The 19,708-nt window shown below is 60.8% G+C and carries 28 protein-coding genes; 5 read left to right on the top strand and 23 right to left on the bottom strand.

Features of this window, described 5'->3' with window-relative positions; genetic code table 11:
- Positions 1–76: 76 nt before the first annotated feature.
- From ACZ5TH_RS07650 to ACZ5TH_RS07620, 7 genes are all read right to left on the bottom strand, one after another.
- On the bottom strand, positions 77–220 hold the full coding sequence (locus ACZ5TH_RS07650) for a hypothetical protein (RefSeq protein ID WP_464793498.1): 144 nt from the start codon (positions 218–220) through the stop codon (positions 77–79).
- An 83-nt stretch (positions 221–303) separates the two neighbouring features.
- Positions 304–546, bottom strand: a complete 243-nt coding sequence (locus ACZ5TH_RS07645; protein WP_464793497.1) for a DUF2312 domain-containing protein — start codon at positions 544–546, stop codon at positions 304–306.
- Between the two features lie 85 nt (positions 547–631).
- Complete coding sequence (locus ACZ5TH_RS07640) at positions 632–1,042, bottom strand: hypothetical protein (protein ID WP_464793496.1); 411 nt, start codon at positions 1,040–1,042, stop codon at positions 632–634.
- Positions 1,043–1,145: 103 nt separating this feature from the next.
- Positions 1,146–1,484 carry an ogr/Delta-like zinc finger family protein gene (locus tag ACZ5TH_RS07635; protein WP_464793495.1) on the bottom strand — a complete coding sequence of 113 codons (339 nt, stop codon included), beginning with the start codon at positions 1,482–1,484 and terminating at the stop codon, positions 1,146–1,148.
- Positions 1,484–1,972: a hypothetical protein gene (locus ACZ5TH_RS07630; RefSeq protein ID WP_464793494.1), complete on the bottom strand. Its 489-nt coding sequence runs from the start codon at positions 1,970–1,972 to the stop codon at positions 1,484–1,486. The genes ACZ5TH_RS07635 and ACZ5TH_RS07630 overlap by 1 nt, the downstream gene beginning before the upstream one ends.
- Positions 1,969–2,163 carry a hypothetical protein gene (locus ACZ5TH_RS07625; RefSeq protein WP_464793493.1) on the bottom strand — a complete coding sequence of 65 codons (195 nt, stop codon included), beginning with the start codon at positions 2,161–2,163 and terminating at the stop codon, positions 1,969–1,971. Before ACZ5TH_RS07625 ends, ACZ5TH_RS07630 begins: the two co-directional genes overlap by 4 nt.
- Before the next feature lie 109 nt (positions 2,164–2,272).
- Positions 2,273–2,566 carry a carph-isopro domain-containing protein gene (locus ACZ5TH_RS07620; protein ID WP_464793492.1) on the bottom strand — a complete coding sequence of 98 codons (294 nt, stop codon included), beginning with the start codon at positions 2,564–2,566 and terminating at the stop codon, positions 2,273–2,275.
- 56 nt (positions 2,567–2,622) lie between these two features.
- Between ACZ5TH_RS07620 and ACZ5TH_RS07615 the strand changes: the two genes are divergently transcribed.
- From ACZ5TH_RS07615 to ACZ5TH_RS07595, 5 genes are all read left to right on the top strand, one after another.
- A complete protein-coding gene (locus ACZ5TH_RS07615) occupies positions 2,623–3,183 on the top strand; it encodes an XRE family transcriptional regulator (RefSeq protein ID WP_464793491.1) in 561 nt (186 codons plus the stop codon).
- A 314-nt stretch (positions 3,184–3,497) separates the two neighbouring features.
- A complete protein-coding gene (locus tag ACZ5TH_RS07610; protein ID WP_464793490.1) occupies positions 3,498–3,680 on the top strand; it encodes a hypothetical protein in 183 nt (60 codons plus the stop codon).
- Complete coding sequence (locus tag ACZ5TH_RS07605; RefSeq protein WP_464793489.1) at positions 3,674–4,192, top strand: hypothetical protein; 519 nt, start codon at positions 3,674–3,676, stop codon at positions 4,190–4,192. The genes ACZ5TH_RS07610 and ACZ5TH_RS07605 overlap by 7 nt, the downstream gene beginning before the upstream one ends.
- 17 nt (positions 4,193–4,209) lie before the next feature.
- Positions 4,210–5,565, top strand: a complete 1,356-nt coding sequence (locus ACZ5TH_RS07600; RefSeq protein WP_464793488.1) for an ATP-binding protein — start codon at positions 4,210–4,212, stop codon at positions 5,563–5,565.
- Complete coding sequence (locus ACZ5TH_RS07595; protein WP_464793487.1) at positions 5,562–6,515, top strand: O-methyltransferase; 954 nt, start codon at positions 5,562–5,564, stop codon at positions 6,513–6,515. Before ACZ5TH_RS07600 ends, ACZ5TH_RS07595 begins: the two co-directional genes overlap by 4 nt.
- Positions 6,516–6,522: 7 nt before the next feature.
- On the opposite strand, the gene ACZ5TH_RS07590 is transcribed toward ACZ5TH_RS07595, so the two are convergent.
- The 16 genes from ACZ5TH_RS07590 to ACZ5TH_RS07515 form a co-directional block, all read right to left on the bottom strand.
- Complete coding sequence (locus ACZ5TH_RS07590) at positions 6,523–6,909, bottom strand: very short patch repair endonuclease (protein ID WP_464793486.1); 387 nt, start codon at positions 6,907–6,909, stop codon at positions 6,523–6,525.
- 44 nt (positions 6,910–6,953) lie between these two features.
- Entirely contained in the window at positions 6,954–8,039 is a 1,086-nt protein-coding gene (locus ACZ5TH_RS07585; protein WP_464793485.1) for a DNA cytosine methyltransferase, read from the bottom strand.
- A gap of 146 nt (positions 8,040–8,185) precedes the next feature.
- Positions 8,186–9,196 carry a contractile injection system protein, VgrG/Pvc8 family gene (locus ACZ5TH_RS07580; RefSeq protein ID WP_464793484.1) on the bottom strand — a complete coding sequence of 337 codons (1,011 nt, stop codon included), beginning with the start codon at positions 9,194–9,196 and terminating at the stop codon, positions 8,186–8,188.
- A complete protein-coding gene (locus tag ACZ5TH_RS07575) occupies positions 9,193–9,597 on the bottom strand; it encodes a phage tail protein (RefSeq protein ID WP_464793483.1) in 405 nt (134 codons plus the stop codon). Before ACZ5TH_RS07575 ends, ACZ5TH_RS07580 begins: the two co-directional genes overlap by 4 nt.
- A 10-nt stretch (positions 9,598–9,607) precedes the next feature.
- The gene (locus ACZ5TH_RS07570; protein ID WP_464793482.1) at positions 9,608–12,058 is read right to left on the bottom strand and encodes a phage tail tape measure protein; all 2,451 of its coding nucleotides are present in this window, start codon (positions 12,056–12,058) and stop codon (positions 9,608–9,610) included.
- Complete coding sequence (locus tag ACZ5TH_RS07565; RefSeq protein ID WP_464793481.1) at positions 12,058–12,189, bottom strand: GpE family phage tail protein; 132 nt, start codon at positions 12,187–12,189, stop codon at positions 12,058–12,060. The genes ACZ5TH_RS07570 and ACZ5TH_RS07565 overlap by 1 nt, the downstream gene beginning before the upstream one ends.
- A gap of 8 nt (positions 12,190–12,197) precedes the next feature.
- Positions 12,198–12,506, bottom strand: a complete 309-nt coding sequence (locus tag ACZ5TH_RS07560; protein WP_464793480.1) for a phage tail assembly protein — start codon at positions 12,504–12,506, stop codon at positions 12,198–12,200.
- A gap of 59 nt (positions 12,507–12,565) precedes the next feature.
- On the bottom strand, positions 12,566–13,078 hold the full coding sequence (locus ACZ5TH_RS07555) for a phage major tail tube protein (protein WP_464793479.1): 513 nt from the start codon (positions 13,076–13,078) through the stop codon (positions 12,566–12,568).
- A 37-nt stretch (positions 13,079–13,115) separates the two neighbouring features.
- Complete coding sequence (locus tag ACZ5TH_RS07550) at positions 13,116–14,288, bottom strand: phage tail sheath subtilisin-like domain-containing protein (RefSeq protein WP_464793478.1); 1,173 nt, start codon at positions 14,286–14,288, stop codon at positions 13,116–13,118.
- Positions 14,289–14,303: 15 nt separating this feature from the next.
- Positions 14,304–14,654, bottom strand: coding sequence for a GPW/gp25 family protein (locus tag ACZ5TH_RS07545; protein ID WP_464793477.1), 351 nt, complete (start codon positions 14,652–14,654; stop codon positions 14,304–14,306).
- Entirely contained in the window at positions 14,654–15,253 is a 600-nt protein-coding gene (locus ACZ5TH_RS07540; RefSeq protein ID WP_464793476.1) for a phage baseplate assembly protein V, read from the bottom strand. The genes ACZ5TH_RS07545 and ACZ5TH_RS07540 overlap by 1 nt, the downstream gene beginning before the upstream one ends.
- Before the next feature lie 97 nt (positions 15,254–15,350).
- Positions 15,351–15,857 carry a hypothetical protein gene (locus ACZ5TH_RS07535; RefSeq protein WP_464793475.1) on the bottom strand — a complete coding sequence of 169 codons (507 nt, stop codon included), beginning with the start codon at positions 15,855–15,857 and terminating at the stop codon, positions 15,351–15,353.
- 207 nt (positions 15,858–16,064) lie between these two features.
- Positions 16,065–16,541 carry a hypothetical protein gene (locus ACZ5TH_RS07530; protein ID WP_464793474.1) on the bottom strand — a complete coding sequence of 159 codons (477 nt, stop codon included), beginning with the start codon at positions 16,539–16,541 and terminating at the stop codon, positions 16,065–16,067.
- A gap of 119 nt (positions 16,542–16,660) precedes the next feature.
- The gene (locus tag ACZ5TH_RS07525; protein ID WP_464793473.1) at positions 16,661–17,479 is read right to left on the bottom strand and encodes a DNA adenine methylase; all 819 of its coding nucleotides are present in this window, start codon (positions 17,477–17,479) and stop codon (positions 16,661–16,663) included.
- A gap of 170 nt (positions 17,480–17,649) precedes the next feature.
- A complete protein-coding gene (locus ACZ5TH_RS07520; protein WP_464793472.1) occupies positions 17,650–17,904 on the bottom strand; it encodes a hypothetical protein in 255 nt (84 codons plus the stop codon).
- A 26-nt stretch (positions 17,905–17,930) separates the two neighbouring features.
- A complete protein-coding gene (locus ACZ5TH_RS07515; protein ID WP_464793471.1) occupies positions 17,931–19,697 on the bottom strand; it encodes a hypothetical protein in 1,767 nt (588 codons plus the stop codon).
- Between the last annotated feature and the right edge of the window lie 11 nt (positions 19,698–19,708).

Below are 19,708 nucleotides of genomic sequence, written 5' to 3'. Positions count from 1 at the left end.
CCTTCGTTGGGATGAGCAGTATCGAGTTGCTGGCACACCGGGCATGTGCACAGAGCAGACATCCGAGAACGGGGCATCAGCGCGAACTCGTCATGATGGCAGGCGAGCGAGGTGGCAGCGTCGCACCGCGCAGGCGGGCAATGTCGCGGTCGACCATCAGGTCGGCAAGGGCTTCAACGATTCGCGCGATGGCGGGATCAAGGGTGCGGTTCTGTCCCATTGGACCTTGTTCCTTATGCGGGAGGCGCTGGGTCAATCCGGCGCATTCGGATACGCGCCCGGCAGGATGCCGGGCGCTGCGGATCATTCCATGCCCAGGGCGGACAGATAGGTCTGGAGGATGGCTTCCATTTCCTGTCGGTCATGCGCGGGCATCTTCCGCAGGCGAATGATTTGGCGCATGATCTTGGTGTCATATCCTGTAGCCTTGGCTTCGAGGTAGACGTCGCGGATATCGTCGCCGATGCCCTTCTTTTCCTCTTCAAGGCGCTCGATCTTTTCCAAGAGTAGGCGCAGTTGGTCGGCAGCTACATTTCCGTCGCTCATCGTGAGTTTCCTTTTGCGTTGGTGAGCGCCCAGGCAATGATGAAGGGCGCGGCGAGGATGGTTGCTAGGATCAGCAGGATCTTGATCAGGCGCATTGATCGACCCCTCCGGGCTGGCCGGTTTGCTCGCAGCGAGTGCAAAGCAACGGCGTTTCGCGAGACCAGGCCGTGAGGCCGTTCCGTAAGTCCGCGACGTCGGCGTGAGCATCCCACCCGCAGCCCAGGCACAACTGCGGATGCTGATGAGGCGGCAGGTCAGCCAGCTGGCGATAGACGTCCTGGCTGAACGGCATTGCGACCGCCAAATCGGCAATGATCTTCATCCGGACGCCCGGCGTTTCGATCAGGCGCAGATGCCGACAATAGGCGCGGCCGCCAAGTGCAGCTGCGACCTGGTCGATCGACAAGCCCGACGCGCGGCGGCGCATCGCGACATATTCCCACGGGTGAATGATTGGCGTTCCCGCGCTGGAGCGCAGCAAGTCGCTATGCATCATCTCGTTACTCCTGAATGGGGCAAAGAAAGGGCGTTCCGGCAAATGGGGGTGCCGGTGAAAGGGAAGGAAGCGGGGATGGGGCGGGGTCTTGCCCGCGCTTGCGTTAGCCGGTCACGGCATCGGTTCCCGGCTCGCTGGGCGGGCCGTCGTCATTGGCGGCACGGTCGTTGTCGGCATGCCGCCACCGGGTCATCGGAACGACGGCCAGGGGCTGGGGCATCCGGGTCGGCACCGTCGCCCGCAGCGTCGCCATGCCGACGACGAACTGGCAACCGCACCGCTCGACGTTGCGGCAATGATAATAGACCTCGCGATAGAGCAGCGTGGCCTTGCCGGTTGTTGATCGGGCGAAGGCCCGTTCGCCGCAGCCGGGGCATTGCACCGACGGCATGCGGGGCGCGCCCCCGCCTTTGTTGAGTGTCGGCCCCAGGCCATCGGTCATCATGCTTCCCCCGCTGATCGCTGCCTGGCCCCATTGCCGGGCAACATGGATTTCAAATGAGCCAGGATGCGCGAGAAGAGCGGCTGCGCTTCCTCGGCTTCCATGATCGCCCGATGGATCATCGCGGGCGTGGCGTCGGGCTGAATCGCCTGAATGCAGAAGGCGAGCGCCTCCCCCGTTTCCCGCGATGCCAGCGCGATGTCGTTGGCCAGCGCGATGCGGCACCCCAGGCTGTTGGCTAGGGCGATGTCCAGCTGGCGCGCATAGCTTTCGAGGATCGGGGCGCAGCCGCCGCCCTGCTCGATAAATTCACGATCAAGGGCAATGGCCTGATCGAGCGTCGGCGTGCCCTGCCGGTCGCTCTCGCTCCAATGCTGCACCGTCCGTTCGGCGCGGCCAGTAATTTCCGCCGCGCGCGACCAACCGACGCGGCCCGCGATTGTGGTGATGGCTAGGGAGAAGGTGAGAGGGGCGCGGACCTTGGTCATGCCCCCGGCCTCCCCATGGCGCACATGGCGAACAACGTGGCGCTGCTCATCAGCAGGAACATGGCGGCGCCATACCAGCGCGGTAGCTGGGGCGCGGGCGCGGGTTCGTCGCGCAGGGTCAGTTCCTCTGGAATCGTGATGCTCTGACGAGCGGCGTAGCGGCCGCGGAGGCGATATTCGGGGGCACTCATGCCGCCACCGCCTGTTCCGACGCGGCTCGGCCTGCGGCGATCGCAAGGCGCGCTGCTGCGGTCAGTTCGATAGGCTGGCCCTTGCGCGCAGGCATGGTTACGACGGGCATCAGTGGATGTCCTTCCGTTGCAATTTGACGATCCGATCGCAAGCGACGGGCGAGAGCGCTTCCGCTATTTCCGCGTCAGGGGCAGCGCGGGGCTGTCCCAAGGGGAACACGACATGATCAGCGGTGATGGGCAGGCCAAGAGACTGTCCGACCTCCAGCACATGAGGTTGCTTTTCGGCGGGGATGCGACCGACTCGCTTCCAAGTGGCCACGTTCGAGGACGGTTCGCCGATGGCGCGAGCCATGGGCCGAACGCCGCCGAACAATGTGAAAACTGAGATGTTCCGTTCCATGAGCCAGCTTGTGCAAAATATTTGCACAAGAAACAAGCTATAATTTGCGCAGACTCGTGCAAAAATTTCACACACAGTCCGACATGCCTTCTGTCGGACCAAAACTTAAATCGCTCCGTTTACGCGCCCAACCCACGCTCACCATTCGAAAAATGGCGGAAGAGCTAGGTATTGGGTACTCCCGCTACGCCTATTTCGAGGATGAGAAGCGGTATAAAAAGGCGACATTGCCGCTCGATCTGACGCGTGTGATCGCGGACGTGCTGGATCGCTATGGCGTCGATCCGGCTGAAGTGATGACCCTGGCCGGATTGACCGATGCTGAGGCAGAGCCAGAGGCGCGCGATATTGAGGCTCAGCGCCCAACGCTGGTGTCGATCAATTTACCTGTCGTGCTGCCTAGTGAAGCCGCGTTGCGCGATATGTTCCGCAGCTTGCTTGTGCTGGTGCCAGAGGGGGCGACGAAGGACGAAGCCGCAGCAATTCTCGCTCGACGGCTTCCATCTGGTCTTGCAGCGATCGGACCTCTCTCGCTCGATCAAGCGTCGGTCGCATCGCTTGTAAGCGCTGAAGTTGCTCGATCTCCCGCCACAGATCGCCCCGCATTGCGGCCATAGTGGCGCATCTAACCGAGCAGGCCTGACAGGAAAATTCGCATCCCGGCGTCAGTCTGATCACTCGCCCACTCAACTCTGCACCCCCACATGTTCCTGATTCGTTCTCATTATGGTGTCGGTGAGGAGAGTAGGAAATCCCCAAATTCGCGTAAGAAATCCTATCCCTGAGAAGTTGCGATTTGAAACGGCTTTCGGAAATACCGCTGGACAAGATCCCCCATCCTCGTGAAAACGTTCGGAAATATTGAACAGGGTCGCGGCGATATTTACCGACGTGCACGGGGGTGCATCGTCATGTTGCAGGCGGGGGACATATGAAGGTGATTGAGCAGCTGGCCCAAGCTGTAAATGGCATTACGGTGATCGGAGCCGTGACGGTGGCGGATGAGCAGTTGCACGCCGACGAACTGGAATGGTCGGCGCTGGCGAAGCTGTCATTAACGTCGATAGAGGAGCAAAGTTCTTCGAGCGCGGATCGCGAGTTGCCTATATGCTGAGCGCTATCTGGAACTGGTTTTGTACGCTCGACTGGCTTGCGCTATTATCTGGTTGTGCGTTGACTACAATCGGGTTTGGTATTCGCGCTTTGATGCGCGAACCGTTGCGGGCGGTAACGCGCGACGCACGTTTCATCAGACTGTTTTGGTGGTTGACGCCTCAGCGGCCGTTCAAAGGCAGTTGGACAGTTCGGTGGAACGTGAGCAGCTCTCGTTTTCCACTGCAAAATGTCGATACCGTTTCGGTACGCCATTTCTTCAATTACGTTGCGTTCAAGACGCAAACCACTCTGAATGACGGCGAAACGGAGGAATGCGTCTTCATAGGAAAGCTGCATAACCAGAAACTAACCGGCCGGTGGCATAACGCGGCAGATGAAGCCAATGGCTACTACGGCGTTTTTCAGATGCATATTCATGCGGGCCGGAAGGAAGCGAACGGCGCATGGGCTGGATTTACGAATGACGGTAATATTCAAGCCAATAACATGACGATGACGTACAACCCCTAATCGGGCTGGGAACGAAGATGCAACAGATTGCCACCGCTAACGCGAATGCGAGCCGAGCGTTTTTCGTGCGAATGTTGACACGAGACATTACGGTCGAGGATTGTATTCTCGATCTAATGGATAACAGCGTGGACAGCGCCTGGAAGAAGCTTGGAAAAAAACCCTTAACGCTGACGGGCGGGCCAAGCTTCAAAGGTGTTCGCATCGAAGTTGTATTCGATGATGCAAAGTTTAGGATTTCCGACAATTGCGGTGGTATGTCTCAGGCCAGCGCCGAGAACCACGCGTTAACTTTTGGACGCGTGGAAGACGATCCCGCAGATAGCGGCGAATTCAGCATCGGTGTGTACGGCATCGGATTAAAGCGAGCCATATTCAAGATCGGTGCTCTTATCGAGATACGAAGCAGTTACGAAGGTAAGTCCGGGAAGGAAAGTTTTGCCGTTCCTATCGACGTAAACCAGTGGGTGGAGGATCGAAGCGATCACTGGACCTTTCCGATCATTAAAGCCGAGCCGCTCGACGATAATGGAGTTTCGATAAATATCCAGTCGCTTACATCATTAGCGCAATTGACATTTGCAAACCCTGAGTTCGAGGGGCATCTTGTCCGAACGATAGCGCGCGACTATGCGCTTCATCTCCATCGCGGGCTTGAAATCTTTGTCAACGGCCAAAAGGTGATTGGGGAGGATTTCCGCCTCTATACCGGCGGCGATTTTACTCCTCAGTTTGTTCAGTGGACGGAAGAGGTGGATGGCAAGAAAATTGCCGTCGAGATCGTCGCTGGTTTTGCCTTTCCTCCGCCGCCAAACAACGATCCAGCTGAGAGGCGTGAGCGAGAGGCAAAATCGGGATGGTACGTCGCCTGTAATGGTCGGATCGTGATGGCTGCCGATAAATCGGATCTGACAGTATGGGGCGCCGACTTTCCCGCATGGCACCCGCAATATACAGGCTTTTTGGGGATGATCTCATTTTCAACGGAGCATACCGAATTGCTTCCGTTGACGACGACGAAGCGGAGCGTCGATTTATCTTCGATCGTATACAGGCGTAGTCGGCCGAAGATGAAAGATTCCACGCGTATCTGGATCAATTATACCAACACGCGAAAATCCGATCTGGCTGCGGCTGAAGCGATCGAGCAGCAGGCAAAGCGAGAACCGATATTTTCGGTCAAACCACAGCCGCAGTTGGCGCTGCCTTCCATATCAAAAGTGAAGGTTAAGGAAACGATCATCCAATTTCCCATGCCGAAGGGACGCATCACGGCGTTGGGGGAAGCATTTGGCAACAAGCAAATGAGTGCGCGCGAAGTTGGAATTCAGGCGTTCGACTATGCATATGAAGAGTTGGTAACTAACGAATGAGTGAAAATTCGTTCAAGGGTGTCAACTACAGCATCCGCCCCAGTAAGACGATCCAGCGAGGCTTGGTTTTTGAGGGTTTGCGCGCACTCCAAGAGGATTTGGATTGGCGGCGTGCGACCTACGTCGGCATGGGATCGATATGGTTCACGGATTTCACGCTGGCGCACCGGCAGCTTGGAATAGATCGGATGGTGTCGATCGAAGCGCACGAGATAGGGTTCAGACGCGCTTGCTTCAACAAGCCATACAAGTTCGTACGTGTAAAAGAAGGTCTAACCTATAACGTAATTCCTAGTCTTTACGATGAAGAAACGCTGTTTCCTAAAAATCCTGCAATCGTTTGGCTCGACTATGACGAAGAACTAGATGAAAAAAAGTTGGACGAAATTAGGTATGTAGTCGACAACGCGAAGGATGATAGCGTTCTGCTCGTTACTTTCAATGCGAAGGAAGGGCGTTATGGAGCCGGACCATTTGATCGCGTCGAGAAGGTAAAAGAATTATTCGGTGATCTTGTGCCGCAAAAAATTCGCGGCGGGCGCGTCAGTGGCATGAGGCTTGCCGACACTCTCGCCGATCTAACCGAAAAGGTTATGTTATCTACTGCGATCGCAGCTAGAAAGAGCAATCCATGCGTTTCCGCGTTTCGTATGATCTATCAAGATACTGCGACAATGGTGACTGTAGGTGCTGTGTTCCCGCGAGCGGAAAAATTGTCGGCCGTTAAGCGCAGGGTAGAGGGAAGGCACTGGACAGGGTGCCCGGAAGAACCTGTTATTGCACCACATCTGACTTCAAAAGAAGCTTCCGTTCTGCAAGCCAACCTACGGAAAGGCTCACCCCTGACACGCTGGGATGTGCAAAATCTTGGCTTCGATTTGGAAGACGAGCAAATCGAAGCGTTCTCGAAATTCTACAAGCATTACCCCACTTTTGCTCAGGTTGTTTGAGAATTATTCAAGGATCGCAGGTGGAGCATTTGAATAGTTCTGATAATTTAGATTTCAATAAATCGGATCTTTTTGTTTCGCATTCCCAAAAAGTCGCTGCTTTCCAGCCGAGATCGCTCAGTGCCTCCAATGCCCTCGCATCACGAGCGACGTTAGCATCGAATTTGCTTTGCCAGAAAGCGGTGTTTGTTTTTGGCGTGGATGCGTTGGAGCATCCCGGATGGCGGTGCCAGAAACAACCATGTACGAAAACAACAACGTGATACTTCGGAAAGACAAGATCTGGCTTTCCCGGCAAATCCTTACGGTGGAGCCTGAAGCGAAGGCCCATGGCATGCGCGGCGCGACGCACTTTCATTTCCGGCGAGGTGTCCTTGCCTTTGACCCGAGACATCAACCAAGATCGGCGCTCGGGAGAAAGACGATCAATCACCTGAGCTATTCCGCCGCTATGGAGTAGCCTTCGGCCGGAAGGGCGAGCCTGTCTCTCACGGCAGACAGCAGGGCTTTTGCCATGATCGGTGACACGGAATTGCCAATCATGCGGAAGCTATGCCAGACGGTAGGGTGAAAAAGATGGCTGTCAGGGAAGCCCTGGATCCGGGCGGCTTCGCGAACCGTAATCACCCGCGGAAGATCGGGGTGGATCGGTCGCACGGACTGAAAAGACCCTTTGTCGGCCCCGGTGCCCGCTCGAAGCGTGGGGCACTGGCCGGTCCAAGCCAAACGTGGATGACGCCCCACCTTATCGAACGCTCCTTGCGGAACGGCGGTGAACCTAGCTTTCACAGCTTCGGTGTGCTCCGTTTTGCGATGACCGGTAAATCGGCCATCCGCCGATCTCATCCTCTGAGCATAGATCGACGGACGCCCCCGCTTCGCGATTTTCCATATATCGAAGCCGTCATCGTCTACTTCGATCTCGCGAACCTCGGTTAGGTCGGCGATCGCGTCGGCGATGGTCGAGGGTGGCTTACGATAGGCCGCAATATCGGCCGCTTCAATCATGCTGGTATCGGATTTGCGCGTGCCGATTACGACCAGGCGAGGTCGTTTGGTGGCCGCCCCAAAATCCGCAGCGTCACAGGGGTAGGGGCCGAAGATATGATAGTCGCCGCGAACCATGTCGATGGCCGCATCGAGGACATGGCGGGTGTCGCTGTAGCCCAAGCCCTGCACGTTCTCCATGACGAAGAAACGTGGGCGTAGTTCCGACACGATCCTGAAATAGTGTCCAAGCAGACTGCGTCGGGCATCTTGAGGATCGCGCTTTCCGATCGCGCTGAAGCCTTGGCAAGGCGGCCCCCCGATGACGCCATCGACTTCTCCGCCGACGAGTTTGCGAATTTCGGAACCCGTCAGTTCCGCCACATCTCGCTGCCGAAAAATCGTCTCAGGGAAATTTTTGGAGTAGGAAGAACTCAGTATCGGATCGAGGTCGAAGGCCGCCTTCACCGTAAATCCGGCCTGATGTGCGCCTAGCGAGAAACCGCCACCGCCGCTGAAAAGCTCAATCAAATCCATGGGTTATTCGTCTGCCCAAAACGGTTTCAGCAGATGCCGAAACAGCCCCACCGCCGATCGTAGATATCAATTTTCGTGAATCGTCAAGCCCGGCCGATCTCCAGGCCGATGCTGTCGGAGGGCAACGCCGTGCCGAACTGTCGATGTCAAGGGGCCGTTTCCATTTTGAGGTCGGTGCGGAGGCCGCCGTTATTGTCGAGCCGGTGGGTCGCTTCCGCAATCAACCACGTGGCGGCATCGATCTCGTCTTTGAAGCCCGACGCCTTCAGCCGGGTTTCCGGGAGGGCGTCGGGCCTGCCCAGCGCCAGCTTCATGTCGAACGTCGCCGGGGCACGCTTCATCCGGTCCCGCTCCGCTATGGCCGCGCGCTTGGCGGCGGCCTCGTCCGGATAGACTTTCCGCAGCTTCTTCGCGCCGTCCGCCTTGCCCACGGTGAAGGATTTCCGCTTCGCGCCCTTCTTATCGTGCCAGCTGGCCGTCACGCCTTCCTGCCCCTCGCGCTTCTGCCGCGCCCAATTGTGGCCGTCGCCATCGCGGCGGCTGATCTCCAGCACCGGCAGCGCCTTGCCGCTGGTAGTCGTGCCAGCGCCCTTACGCGCGAAGATCAGATGCTTGTCCTTGATGGTGGCGACGGCGTCGTTTTCGCGGCCGAGGCGCTTCAGAAAGGCGATGTCGCTTTCCCGGTTCTGCGTGATCGATGGCAGCGCCATCGATGCCAGATCGGCCGCTACCTTGAGCGTCAGGCCATTGCGCCCCGCAATATCCTTCAGCACCGCGCCCAGCGTCGTGTTCTTCCAGCTCTGTTCGCGCCGGTTACGGATCGCGCTGGTGAAGTCGGCGGCGCGGGCGCGAATCCTGACCTGATCGGGCGGGCCGCTATGGGAGACATCGTCCACCTTGAAGCTGCCCTTGTCGATTAGGCCGACCGTGACATCGCGGCCCTGCTTCCAGCCCAGATGAACGTGCAGGGTCGCGCCTTCCTTCGGGATCGCCAGCAGGCCGTCGCTATCGTCCAGTACGATGTCCAGCTGGTCCGCTTCGTCACCTCGCTTTTCCGACATGGTGAGCGACACCAGGCGCGGGCGCAGGCGGTCGGTCAAATCCTTCCCGTCCAGCGTCACCCGCCAGTCTGGGATGTTCATGATCCGGTCGCTCATGCGCTGGCCTGCGCTGTCGTGGGATCGTCCACCCGCCAAAGGTCGATGCCGAAGTCGATGCGCAGCGGTCGCCCGTCCGCCATCATCACCGCATGGCGCTCGTCGATCGAGCGGATGATGAAATTGCCGAACACGGCCCCGGCACCGCTGACCAGCGGCAGCGCCTCCCCGGTGTTGGCCATGTCGCGCAGCGTGTCGAGCGACACCGCGCCATCGGAGATTTCGGCATAGACCGACCCCGACAGGCTGACCGTTTCATCGCCCACGCCCAGAAACTGCGCCGCGTCGCGCGTGCCGACGCGGCCCGACATGGCGAAACGCCAGTCCGTCTTCCGCTGCAGTTCATCGAACGCCAGCGTCGGGATCTGAAACAGGAACATGCCAAGGGCCATCAGGTGCATGGGTGTGTCCTCAATCGTCGCCGAAGCCGCGCCCGCGCCGCTCGCGCTCGATTTCCTCGATCGCCTTGCGGACCTCGTCGGCGATGTCTTGCGCGCTGCCGCCACCGGCGGTGATGTTGATATTGTAGGTCGCCTGCATGGGCGGCGCGGCGGCACCGGGGCTGCTGCCCGCTTGCTGGGCGGCAGCGGGCGACGCGGCGGCCATGGCGGTGCCGACAGCGCCGACGCTCAAGGCGCGGGTCATTTGCCCCGACAGGTCGGTGATACGGGCCAGCGGGCCGGACGTGTTGGCGGTTAGTCCCTGATCCAGACCGGCCATGATGAAGCCGCCCAGCCCGGCGAACACGCGGGACGGGGAGTGGATGCCCAGCTTCGCCTTGAACCAGTTGGCGACCGCACTGGCCGTGTTGACGATGGTCGATTTGAGCGCGCCGAGCATCCCCGTCACACCGTTGATCAGCCCCTGAATGAGGTTCCGCCCGATTTCGGTAAAGTTGAGCGACTGGAGGTAGGCCAGCGCAGGCATGAAAGCGCGAATGAGCAGGCCAAGCGGATGGAAGGTCAGGAAGGCGTCGATCAGGAAGTCGATCGCGCCGCTCACCATGGCCTTGATGCGTTCCCACAGGCCCGAAAACCAGGCGGTGATCGCACCCCAATTGTCATAGATGAGATAGGCTGCGGCTGCGACGGCGGCGATGGCTGCAACGATCAGCAGCAACGGCCCCAGGGCGATGCCCAGCGGCGCTGCGGCGGCGGTCAGGGCGGCGAAGGCGAGGGCTATGCCGCCGAGCAGGATCAGCAGCCCCGCGCCGACGCCCAGGAACATCATGATGGCCTTAGTGATCAGAGGGTGATCCTGCGCCCATTTGCGCATGCCGCTGGCGGCTTCCTTTACATGGCCAGCCACCGCGACCACGGTCGGCAGCAGCGCCTTGCCCATGGTGATGTTGAGGCCCGACAGCGCATTGGCGGCAAGGCCGGTTGCCCCCTCGCTGGTAGCGATCCGATTAAGGAATTCGGCGTGCATCGATCCGGCGGTCTCGCTGGCGTCGCCCACCAGTTCAAGACGCGCCTTCAGCCCGTCGAGGTTGGTCAGCATCGGCGCGATGGCCGCGACGCTTTCGGAGCCGAACAGCTCGGTCAGGATCCCGGACTGTTTGTGGGCATCCAGCTTGCCGATCCGGTCCATCACATCGACGATCGTTCCGGCTGCGTCGGTCTGCATGCGCTTTGCGACGTCGGTGGACTTAAGGCCAAGTTCAGCGAAGGCGGCCTTTTGCGACTTGGTCGCCGCCTCGCCCTTGGTAAGGGCGAGCATGGTGTTCTTGATGCCGGTGGCCGCGACCTCGCTCTGCACGCCGATGCTGTCGAGCGTGGAACCCATGGCCGCGATTTCCGGCGCGGCGAGGCCCGCGACCTTTCCCAGGGGGCCGATGCGCGTCATGATGTCGGTGACGTTGGCCGCCTTGCCGCCGAAGGTGTTTGTCAGGGCGTTGACGTTGTCGCCAAGGGCAACGACGCCAGCCTGCGGCAGTTCGAAGGCCGTGCGCCACTTCGCCATCGTGTCGCCCGCAACGTCAGCGCTCATGTCGAAGGCAACGCCCATTTCGGCCGCGTCATTGGTGAATTGCAGCAGCTGCTTGCGCTGGTCGCGCATGGGTCGGCCGAATTTGTCCACGCCGACGCCAGCGGCACCCGCAGCAGCGGCGATGGTCGCCAGTTCGTTCGCCGCCATGGGGATCCGCTCGCTCATGTCGAGAAAGTCGGTCGACATCCGCTCGATCGCTGGCGTGGTCATGTTCGTGACCTTACGCACATCGGCCATGGCGCTTTCCAGCGACATCGCCTGTTTGGTCGCCATGACGACCGGCGCGCCAGCGGCGGTGCCTGCGGCGATCATGCCAAGGCCCATGCCGGTCGCCTTGCCGCTGATGTCGTTCAGTTTCTCCGAATTGCGGTTGGCCTGGTTGATCTTGTCCAGCTGCGCCGCCTGCTGCTTCAGTGCGCGGTTCGCTTCCGCCGTTCGGTTGGCAAGCCGATCCTCATGCCCCGCCAGATCGAGGATATCGACGCCTGCGGCCGACAATTTGGCGGACAGCTGCTGCAATTCAGCGCCGCCCTGGTCGAGCCGGGCCGCCAGCTGCGCCGACTGTTTTTCGGCGCGGGCAAATTCATCGCGCAGCTTCTTCGTGGGTTTTTCCGTCGCCTCCAGCTGGGCGCGCAGCTGGGCCAGTTTCGCCTGCTGTTCCTCATATTGGCGGGTGTCGCTGGCGAAGCGCGATTCCGCGGACTTGTAGCTGCCGATCTGTTTCCGCAGCGCGCCCAGCGATTTCAGTTCGTCCTGCGTCTTAGCCAGATCCCGGCGCGCGGCGGAGGACGCGCCGGTGATCGCCTTCAGCGGCGACGTCACCTTATCCAGCGCCTCAAGGACGATCTGGAGTCGAAGATTCCTGTCCGCCATTATCGCTTTCCGGGTGTCGCGGGGGGCTTGGATCGACGGGCGGCCTGTTCGCGCCAGCCCATCAATTCGGACAGGTCCATCCCGTCCATGACGGCGGGCGACCAGTGAAAAATGATCGCTACGTCCGCCATTGCGTCATCTACGAAGCGAGGACAGCCGCACGCTGCGACCTCTGCAACAAAAAACCGCCGATCTCCGCGCCGCAGGCCAGCAGGTCCGCCGGGTCGAGATTGGCGGCTTCGGCTTCGGAGATGGGCGGCGTGGAGATGCGCGGCAGCACCTTGGTGATCGCATCGACCTTCAGCTGGCCGAGATCGACCAGGGAAAGGCCGCGCAGTTCGCCCGACTTGGGCTTGCGCAGCTGCAGGCTGTCGATCTTCTGTTCGCCACGCTCGATCGGCGTGTCTAGGGCGACGGTGCGGAAAATGGGGGCGGTGGCTTCGCTCATGGTGATATCTCGGTGATGATATGGAAAGGGTGCCCGACGCGGCGCGCCGGGCAGATGGATCAGCTTAGGCCCAGGGCGCTGCGGCGTTCGGCGAGGCGATCGACGCCGTTCACGATCTCGACCATGCGGATCGGGTCGATCTCGATTTCCGTGCGGCCATTCCAGATCAGCTTGTAATAGGCGACGGCGAAAGTGACGCTGAATTCGGTCGCTTCGCCCGTTTCCTGGTCGCCCATTTCGATTTCGGAATGGCGGCCGCGCACGATGACTTCGACATGATCGACGGCGGCGGTGCTGTCCGTCTGATAATTGCCCGCAACGCGCAGATAGACGCCGTCGGCGGTCGGCGTGCCCCACTGGCGCAGGACGTCGCGCATGGGGCCGCCACAGGTGAAGGACATTTCCATGGCCTCCATCCCCATGTCCATGCTGAGCGGCGCGCTCATGCCCGCGCCGCGCCATTCCTCCATCTTGCGGGTGAGCGTAGGAAGGGTGACGCTTTTCGCGTCGCCCAGATAGTTCAAGCCCTCATTGAAAAGCAGCATGTCCTTGAGGGTGCGGGGCAGTCCCATGGCGAATTCCTTGTGATCGAGGGATGAGGCGGACGGATCAGGCTTCGCTCACCAGGCTGGCGAAGTCGGCGAAATAGCTGTCGGTGATGCGCTGGTTGAAGCCGAGATCTTCGAGCGGCGGCGGCACGGTGTAGTCATAATCGATGCGCAGCTTGCCCGCGCGGAGGCTGGCGACGCTGTTGTTCGCCTCGTCGAACTTGGCGTTGAAGCCGAGCAGCACGCCCGACGCGACCAGCTGTCGGCCGAAGCCGTTGATCGTTTCGACGATGTCCTTCGCCAGGCTGGGGACCAGTGGCTTGTCGATCGCCCACAGCATGCCGTTGACGACGGTGTCCGCCAGCAGCTGCGCGACGCGCACGGTGCTTTCGAACACGAACAGGCTGGTCGGATCGGCGCAGGTGCGATTGCCCCAGAAGCGGTAACCCGCATCGGTGCGGATCAGGGCAGTGATTTCCTTGGCATTCAGCTGCCCCGCCTCGCTGCCTGCATCTTCGATATCCCAATAGATATCCTTGGTCAGACCGACGACGCCCTGCACTTCGTAATTGGACAGGGTCTTGTGCGGCCCCACTTCCTCGTCGATGCGGGCGCGCAGACCCATGGCGCGTGCGGCGGCGTAGCTGGGGACATTGGCGGCGGCAGCGGTGTCGAACGCGAGAAAGTCCGGCATCAGCAGCATCAGTTCACGGGCGCTGAAATTGGCGCGGTAGAGGATGGCGTCGCCCACCGTCTCACCGACCGCGCGGGCATAGGCAAAGCCGCGCAGCTTCTGCGCCACGATGGCAAGGGCGGCGGTCACCGCCTGCGTTTCAAGTCCGGGCGCGCCAATGATCTTGGGCTTCACCCCCAGCTGCGCCTGCGCCGCCAGCAGCGCCTGCATGCCGGTCTTCTGCCCACTGGCATCGGTGGTGCCGATGACGTTGGCCGAGGTTTCGGCGTCATCCTCGCCTTCCTCGACGCGGACGACGACGACGACGGGCCGGGCCTGATCGGCAATGGCGCGGAGAGAGCGGGCCAGCGTGCCGTCCACGCCCGCCTTGCCGATCGCGGCTTCGACATTGGTGAGGCGCACGGCCTTGTTGAGCGGGAAGGTGGCGGCGTCGGCGTCGGCCGCCGTCGCGACCAGGCCAATGATGGCGGTGGAAACGGCGGTGAGCGTGCGCGCGCCCTCGCTGATTTCGGTGAGGGTGATACCGTGCTTGAAGGCCATGGTGCGGCTCCTTGGTTAAGCGGAAAGGGGGATGGACAGGCGGACGAGGGCGTTCGACGCGGCAATGTCGGTGCGGGTGGCGTCGATCGTGATGGTCGCAGATCCGGGACGGTCGCCGACGACCAGGCCGACACGGCGCAGGCGGATGCGATCTTCCCAGCGCGACAGGGCGACGGCGGTTGCGGCATAGAGGCGCAGGATATTGGCCGGGGTCATGGGCTGGTCGATCAGGTCGAACAGCAGCGATCCATATTCGCGGCGACCGACGCGCGATCCCATCGGCGTGGCGAGGATGTCGGTGACCGACTGCCGGATATGGTCGAGGCCATTGAGAACCGCGCCGCTGATGCGCGCCATGCCGGTCATCAGGCGGGCGCTCCCGTCTGTGAGCCGCCGCCCTGCACCCCGCCATGCTTGTGGCTTTTGAGGCTGATGCCGCCGCCGACAACATCGTCGGTCGCGGCCAGCCTGCCGACTACGCCGACATCGCCGATGATCGTCACGTCGCCGGTGATGGTGACGCCGCCCGGTGCTTCGATAGCCGCCGTGCCGCCTTCAGGCAGCGTGACGGTCAGCGCATGGGCAGCCTGGTCATAGGCAATGACCGCACCGTCGGCGAATTCCAGATGGATAGTATCGGGGCTGGTGGACGGCGGCGGACAGGCGTCGGAATAGAGGCCTAGCACGACGAAGGCGCTTTCGATGTCGCCTTCGGGAGAAAGGATGACACACTGTTCCCCAACGGTCGGTGGCGACCAGGCGCGGACGCCTCCCGCGCGCTGGGTAATCCATGGCAGGTCGCCGGTGACGATGTCGCCGGTTTCGACGGTGCAGGTCGCGTTGGCATGATCGACCGAAGCGATCGTGCCAAGCTGGATGACCTGCCCGGTCAGCTGTTCATGATCTTGAGGTTGCGCCATGGGCGGACCATGGCGCGCACGGTCCACCGTTTCGCGGGCGCGCATTTGTAGAGGCGGCCTCTACAAATGCAGCCGATTGCCGGTCGGGCGTTAATATCGGGCCGATAAAGAAAAGGGCGGCCTTCAGGCCGCCCCCGTCGTTTTATTGCGCCGGTGCCCCTGCGCCTTGGCTCGCGTCTGCGCTGCCATTCAAACCAGCCAGTTGCGGGCCGAGCGTCTTGGCCACGTCGACGCGCACGGAGTCATTGTGCTGGCGCACCGACGTGACCACCTTACCGTTCTTATCAAGCAGCATCGCTTCCTGATCGGAGCCTTCAGGCGCGAGTTGCACGATCAGCGGCCGGGGATACAGCCGGTTGCTCGAACCGTTGGTGCCGTCGACCACCGCGCCAATTCCGCCGCCGAGGAGGATGTTGCCGAAAGACGACCCGCCTAGCTTGGACTGGATCAGAACATATGTCGGCTTGTAACCGGGGAGCGTGATGTCCGCGCGCTGATCGTTCTTGCGTTTGAATTCGAGTTTGCAAGGCGTCTTGCATTCCGAGCCATCGGTGAACTTCACGGTGGCACCACCTGGCTTCGTATCGCTGGTATAATCGACCTTGGTGCCGTTCATCACCGTGGCGCAGCCCCCCAAGGCAAGCGCCATCGATGTGGCAACGCCAGCGAAAACTATTCTTTTCATATATTTCCCCCTCCAAGAATCGCGAGATGCGATCTTGTGCGAGGACTAAAGCGCCCTGTTGAAATATGTCAATTAAGTATTCGGAATCATGCGTTTACAGGGCGATTCGGGTGGGAAGTGGACTGTCAGGTTACAAAGCTAAACGGCTAGATGCTGACGCTACAGCACCATTCAGCAGGAAAGTTCGCTTTGAAACTTTTTGCGATATGGTGATCTACCTTCCCCCATCAATGGAATGCATTCTGCGCGACGAGACAGAGCGCCATCTATAATAACGCCAATGTAATGCCATGAATCGGAATCCCGATCCCTTAGCTTTTTCTTGTCTTCGTTAAGAGCTACTGGCGCACTGTCGCTTGTCACGCGAAAAAACACTTCTTCACCACCTTTGCCAATGACGACAAGCTGACTTGATGGCGTTTCATATATGTTGGAGCGAGGATTATCGCCTACAGCAAACATCGTATCTGAGGCGCTGCCATATTTGTTCTTTACGGTAACTGTCCATCGACCGTGATCGAAATACGAGCCCACCCTTACGGAGGTCGTCCCACCGGGAAGCGTTTGGAATTGGCGAGCCCGACATGCGGTCAACCCTATCGAGGCTAGCAAGCAAATCGAAACGACGAATTTCGAGCGTTTAATCATTATCGAAGCATGTCCGAGCGCCTGCTTCTAGGCAAACAAGATTCGAGGTTAATTGTCTGAACTTGGTCGTTTTCGGATCGTCGGCTTACCCTGCGCTGTTACCAGCGCAGGGCAGCAACTCAGACGTCGTTTGCGGGCAGCGGGAAATTGCTGATCAGCACTTCGCGCCCCTTTGTCGGCTTCGGCCCGAATGTGTAGGTCGTGTCGATCGCGCCGATCGTGAAGCGGGCGAATGTCTCACGCACGCCCTGATTGTCATTGAGCGACATCAGGAAGCGGGCCTTGATGCCAGCCAACTGGTCGGCCAGCGCGGCGAAGTCGGCGCGGCCGAAGACATCCGGTCCATAGTCGCGCTCGCACGCCCAATAAGGCGGGTCGAGATAGAAGAGCGCCCCTTCCCGATCATAGCGGCGGATGAAGTCGGCATAGGGCAGGCGTTCGATGACAACGGATTGCAGCCGGTCGTGCAGATCCGCCAGCATCGGTTCGATCTTGCCGACATCGAAGCGCGCGGGCATTGACGCGGCTACGCCGAACTTGCGGCCCGACACCTTGCCGCCATAGGCGAGGCGCTGGACGTAAAGGAACCGGACGGCGCGCTGCAGATCGGTGAGCCGGTCAGGATCCTGCCCCAGAAGACGTTCGAATTCGGCGCGGCTCGCCACGCGAAATCGCAGCATGTCGACCAGATAGGGGTAGTGTTCGGCGAGGCAGCGGAACAGCGTCACCACGTCGCCGGAAATATCATTGATCGCTTCGGCGCGCGGACGCCGCGTGCGGCGCAGGAAGATGCCGCCCATGCCAACGAAGGGTTCGGCATAGCTGCTATGCGGGGTGGCGTCGATGATGGCGCAGACGCGCTTCGCCAGATTGCGCTTCCCGCCGATATAGCCTGCGGCAGGGGAGACGGGGCGGACGGGAACAAAAGGGGTAGACATGTAGGAAATCCTGCAAGATGTCCCGACGCGGCATGCCACGGAGGGAGTTTGGACGGGCGGGCGCGCTGCCCGGACGAATGCGAGTGCAGGCTCGCGGTTTGGAGATGTGGGGACATCCCAAGCCCCCTCCGGAGCGGGGAAGCGGCGGCGTTCAGAACCGCCGCTGATCTTCATGCGGAAGCAGCGGCTTCGGCAGCAGGCGCTTCCACCGGCTCCGCTAGGGAAGCGGTGATGACGCCCAGGGATATCTTGTGCGCGACGCCTTCCGCGACTTCCTCGACGCGGGCCTTGGTGGCGGCTTTGTCATAGCTGCCATCTTCCTTCAGCACCGCATTGACCTGTCGTTTATGCTTGATGTCCCCCTCAGCGAAGGTGACCGGCACCTGACGGGTCTCAGGATCGAATTTGCCGATGGTGATCTTCATTGCCTGTCCTTTGTACTGTCGGGAAATCAGATGGTGCCCAGCACGGACCATTCGACGGTCGTGGCCACCCCCAGGCCGTTGATGACGCGAACACGATCGAGGAAAGCCCCTTCGCGCTGGCAGTAGCAATTGCCTTCATCGCCGCTTTGGGTGCGAATTGGTTGTGCCCGCAAGTGGCGGATGCTTGCCAGCGGGCGCTCCAGCATGACGACGGCCGAGCTATTCGCACCAAGCGCCGTCGCGCCGCCGGTTTCCCGCATGGTCTGCCCGTTCGCCAACGGCTTATCGACCCACCAGTGATTCGCGCTAAGGTCGCCATTGCACTGGATCTGCGATCGATGCTGACCGTCCAGCAGATCGGCGTCCGCGCCGGATCCGGATCCGTCGTTGTGCGGGCCGAAGAACTGCGATGCATGGTAGCCATCGACCGTGTCGGCATTGCCCGCCCCGGCGGCATAGGCGACGCTGAAATTCGAGGGGTTGTAGACGTAGAAGGCACCATTGGCATTGCCACCCCACAACCAGCTGGGCTGTCCACCCTGACCGGACCAGTTCCAGGGCTTGCCGAGCAAATTGTCCCAATGGCGAATGTCGTCGCGATGCCAGCCATCGACCAGATCGGCGTCGATTCCAGAACCTGACCCGTCGACGGTGAGGAGCTTCGCTTTAACGTCGGCGGCGCTGTAGGCTGTGGCGTTGAGCGGGGTGTAGCCAAGGCGACCGACGACGTCGGCATAGAAGCTGCCCTGCTGGCCGTCGAGCAGGTCGGCATCCATCCCGGATCCCGCGCCATCATTCGACGCGCGCCAGACGTCGGAAATGTGACCGTCGAAGACGAGATTGCCCTGATCGGTCGCATCGACCGTCACCTTCAGGCGCGAACCGGACCAGCCGATCTTCACGGCGTTGCCCAGCTGCCCCACGCCGCCACCCTGCTGCACGGGCGTGAAGCCCAGCCGCGCCGGGATGTTCGTGAAGTAGCTGCTGTCCTGGCCGTCGAGCAGATCGGCGTCCAGCCCCGATCCGGCCCCGTCATTCGACGGCCCCCAAGGGACGTAGCCCAAGCGAGCCGTGATGTTGCTGTAATATGTGCCGTGCTGACCATCGAGCAAATCGGCGTCGAGGCCGTTGCCCGCGCCTTCATTTTTGAGCGCCGCGCTCTTGATGCCGAGAGCCAGGCGCATGGCCGCTCCATTGACCGAGGTCAGCAGACCCTTGACGAAAGTGGAGGGCGCACCCTCGCCGAACCGGCTGTTGAGCCAGTTGGTGACGGCCGACTTCATCCCCTTCGGCGTGACCGCCCGTTGGTTGTCGGTTCCCTCTTCCGCTTCGGCTTCGGTCGATAGTTCGACCACGCCTTGCACGTCGGTGGTCGCGGGGGGATTGGAGAAATTGGCATCGCCGAAGGTGATCGACGTTGCGTCGATGTCGGGAAACTGCACGTCGATATCCAGCAGCATCATGGCCTGCGCCGACTTCTCAATCAGGACGGCGGCCTGCCCGTAAAGGCCGAACAGCGTGCCGTCGCCCAGATAGAGCGCCAGGCTGCGCACGGTGAAGACCTGATTGCTTTCATCGCGCACGGTCAGGTGGATCGTGTCGTCGGCCACTACGCCGCCCGACAGCGTGGCGACGCGATTGAACTCGCCCGGCAACGCCGACATCGCTGGCGTGGGCACCACGGCGGTGGCGGTAAAGCCGACCTGCGCGATCGTCACCGGCGCGGTGCCGGTGTTGGCCGCGTTGATCAGCGCGGCACGGCCTGCGGTGGTGATGGTGAGTTGAAGGGCCATGATTCCTCCGG

This window comes from Sphingobium sp. TomTYG73 (assembly GCF_055394245.1).
This window is presented reverse-complemented; position numbering and strand designations above follow the sequence as displayed.

Excerpts from the sequence above, each read along its gene's own strand:
- ACZ5TH_RS07640 (WP_464793496.1), bottom strand. The coding sequence starts at position 1,042 with ATGATGCATAGCGACTTGCTGCGCTCCAGCGCGGGAACGCCAATCATT.
- ACZ5TH_RS07605 (WP_464793489.1), top strand. The coding sequence starts at position 3,674 with ATGCTGAGCGCTATCTGGAACTGGTTTTGTACGCTCGACTGGCTTGCG.
- ACZ5TH_RS07535 (WP_464793475.1), bottom strand. The coding sequence starts at position 15,857 with ATGGCGCTTGCCTTGGGGGGCTGCGCCACGGTGATGAACGGCACCAAG.
- ACZ5TH_RS07560 (WP_464793480.1), bottom strand. The coding sequence starts at position 12,506 with ATGAGCGAAGCCACCGCCCCCATTTTCCGCACCGTCGCCCTAGACACG.
- ACZ5TH_RS07585 (WP_464793485.1), bottom strand. The coding sequence starts at position 8,039 with ATGGATTTGATTGAGCTTTTCAGCGGCGGTGGCGGTTTCTCGCTAGGC.
- ACZ5TH_RS07645 (WP_464793497.1), bottom strand. The coding sequence starts at position 546 with ATGAGCGACGGAAATGTAGCTGCCGACCAACTGCGCCTACTCTTGGAA.
- ACZ5TH_RS07630 (WP_464793494.1), bottom strand. The coding sequence starts at position 1,972 with ATGACCAAGGTCCGCGCCCCTCTCACCTTCTCCCTAGCCATCACCACA.
- ACZ5TH_RS07525 (WP_464793473.1), bottom strand. The coding sequence starts at position 17,479 with ATGTCTACCCCTTTTGTTCCCGTCCGCCCCGTCTCCCCTGCCGCAGGC.
- ACZ5TH_RS07580 (WP_464793484.1), bottom strand. The coding sequence starts at position 9,196 with ATGAGCGACCGGATCATGAACATCCCAGACTGGCGGGTGACGCTGGAC.
- ACZ5TH_RS07595 (WP_464793487.1), top strand. The coding sequence starts at position 5,562 with ATGAGTGAAAATTCGTTCAAGGGTGTCAACTACAGCATCCGCCCCAGT.
- ACZ5TH_RS07565 (WP_464793481.1), bottom strand. The coding sequence starts at position 12,189 with ATGGCGGACGTAGCGATCATTTTTCACTGGTCGCCCGCCGTCATGGAC.
- ACZ5TH_RS07625 (WP_464793493.1), bottom strand. The coding sequence starts at position 2,163 with ATGAGTGCCCCCGAATATCGCCTCCGCGGCCGCTACGCCGCTCGTCAG.
- ACZ5TH_RS07590 (WP_464793486.1), bottom strand. The coding sequence starts at position 6,909 with ATGTCTCGGGTCAAAGGCAAGGACACCTCGCCGGAAATGAAAGTGCGT.
- ACZ5TH_RS07610 (WP_464793490.1), top strand. The coding sequence starts at position 3,498 with ATGAAGGTGATTGAGCAGCTGGCCCAAGCTGTAAATGGCATTACGGTG.
- ACZ5TH_RS07550 (WP_464793478.1), bottom strand. The coding sequence starts at position 14,288 with ATGGCCTTCAAGCACGGTATCACCCTCACCGAAATCAGCGAGGGCGCG.
- ACZ5TH_RS07570 (WP_464793482.1), bottom strand. The coding sequence starts at position 12,058 with ATGGCGGACAGGAATCTTCGACTCCAGATCGTCCTTGAGGCGCTGGAT.
- ACZ5TH_RS07515 (WP_464793471.1), bottom strand. The coding sequence starts at position 19,697 with ATGGCCCTTCAACTCACCATCACCACCGCAGGCCGTGCCGCGCTGATC.
- ACZ5TH_RS07520 (WP_464793472.1), bottom strand. The coding sequence starts at position 17,904 with ATGAAGATCACCATCGGCAAATTCGATCCTGAGACCCGTCAGGTGCCG.
- ACZ5TH_RS07545 (WP_464793477.1), bottom strand. The coding sequence starts at position 14,654 with ATGACCGGCATGGCGCGCATCAGCGGCGCGGTTCTCAATGGCCTCGAC.
- ACZ5TH_RS07620 (WP_464793492.1), bottom strand. The coding sequence starts at position 2,566 with ATGGAACGGAACATCTCAGTTTTCACATTGTTCGGCGGCGTTCGGCCC.
- ACZ5TH_RS07530 (WP_464793474.1), bottom strand. The coding sequence starts at position 16,541 with ATGATTAAACGCTCGAAATTCGTCGTTTCGATTTGCTTGCTAGCCTCG.
- ACZ5TH_RS07635 (WP_464793495.1), bottom strand. The coding sequence starts at position 1,484 with ATGACCGATGGCCTGGGGCCGACACTCAACAAAGGCGGGGGCGCGCCC.
- ACZ5TH_RS07575 (WP_464793483.1), bottom strand. The coding sequence starts at position 9,597 with ATGCACCTGATGGCCCTTGGCATGTTCCTGTTTCAGATCCCGACGCTG.
- ACZ5TH_RS07555 (WP_464793479.1), bottom strand. The coding sequence starts at position 13,078 with ATGGGACTGCCCCGCACCCTCAAGGACATGCTGCTTTTCAATGAGGGC.
- ACZ5TH_RS07540 (WP_464793476.1), bottom strand. The coding sequence starts at position 15,253 with ATGCGCGCCCGCGAAACGGTGGACCGTGCGCGCCATGGTCCGCCCATG.
- ACZ5TH_RS07650 (WP_464793498.1), bottom strand. The coding sequence starts at position 220 with ATGGGACAGAACCGCACCCTTGATCCCGCCATCGCGCGAATCGTTGAA.
- ACZ5TH_RS07600 (WP_464793488.1), top strand. The coding sequence starts at position 4,210 with ATGCAACAGATTGCCACCGCTAACGCGAATGCGAGCCGAGCGTTTTTC.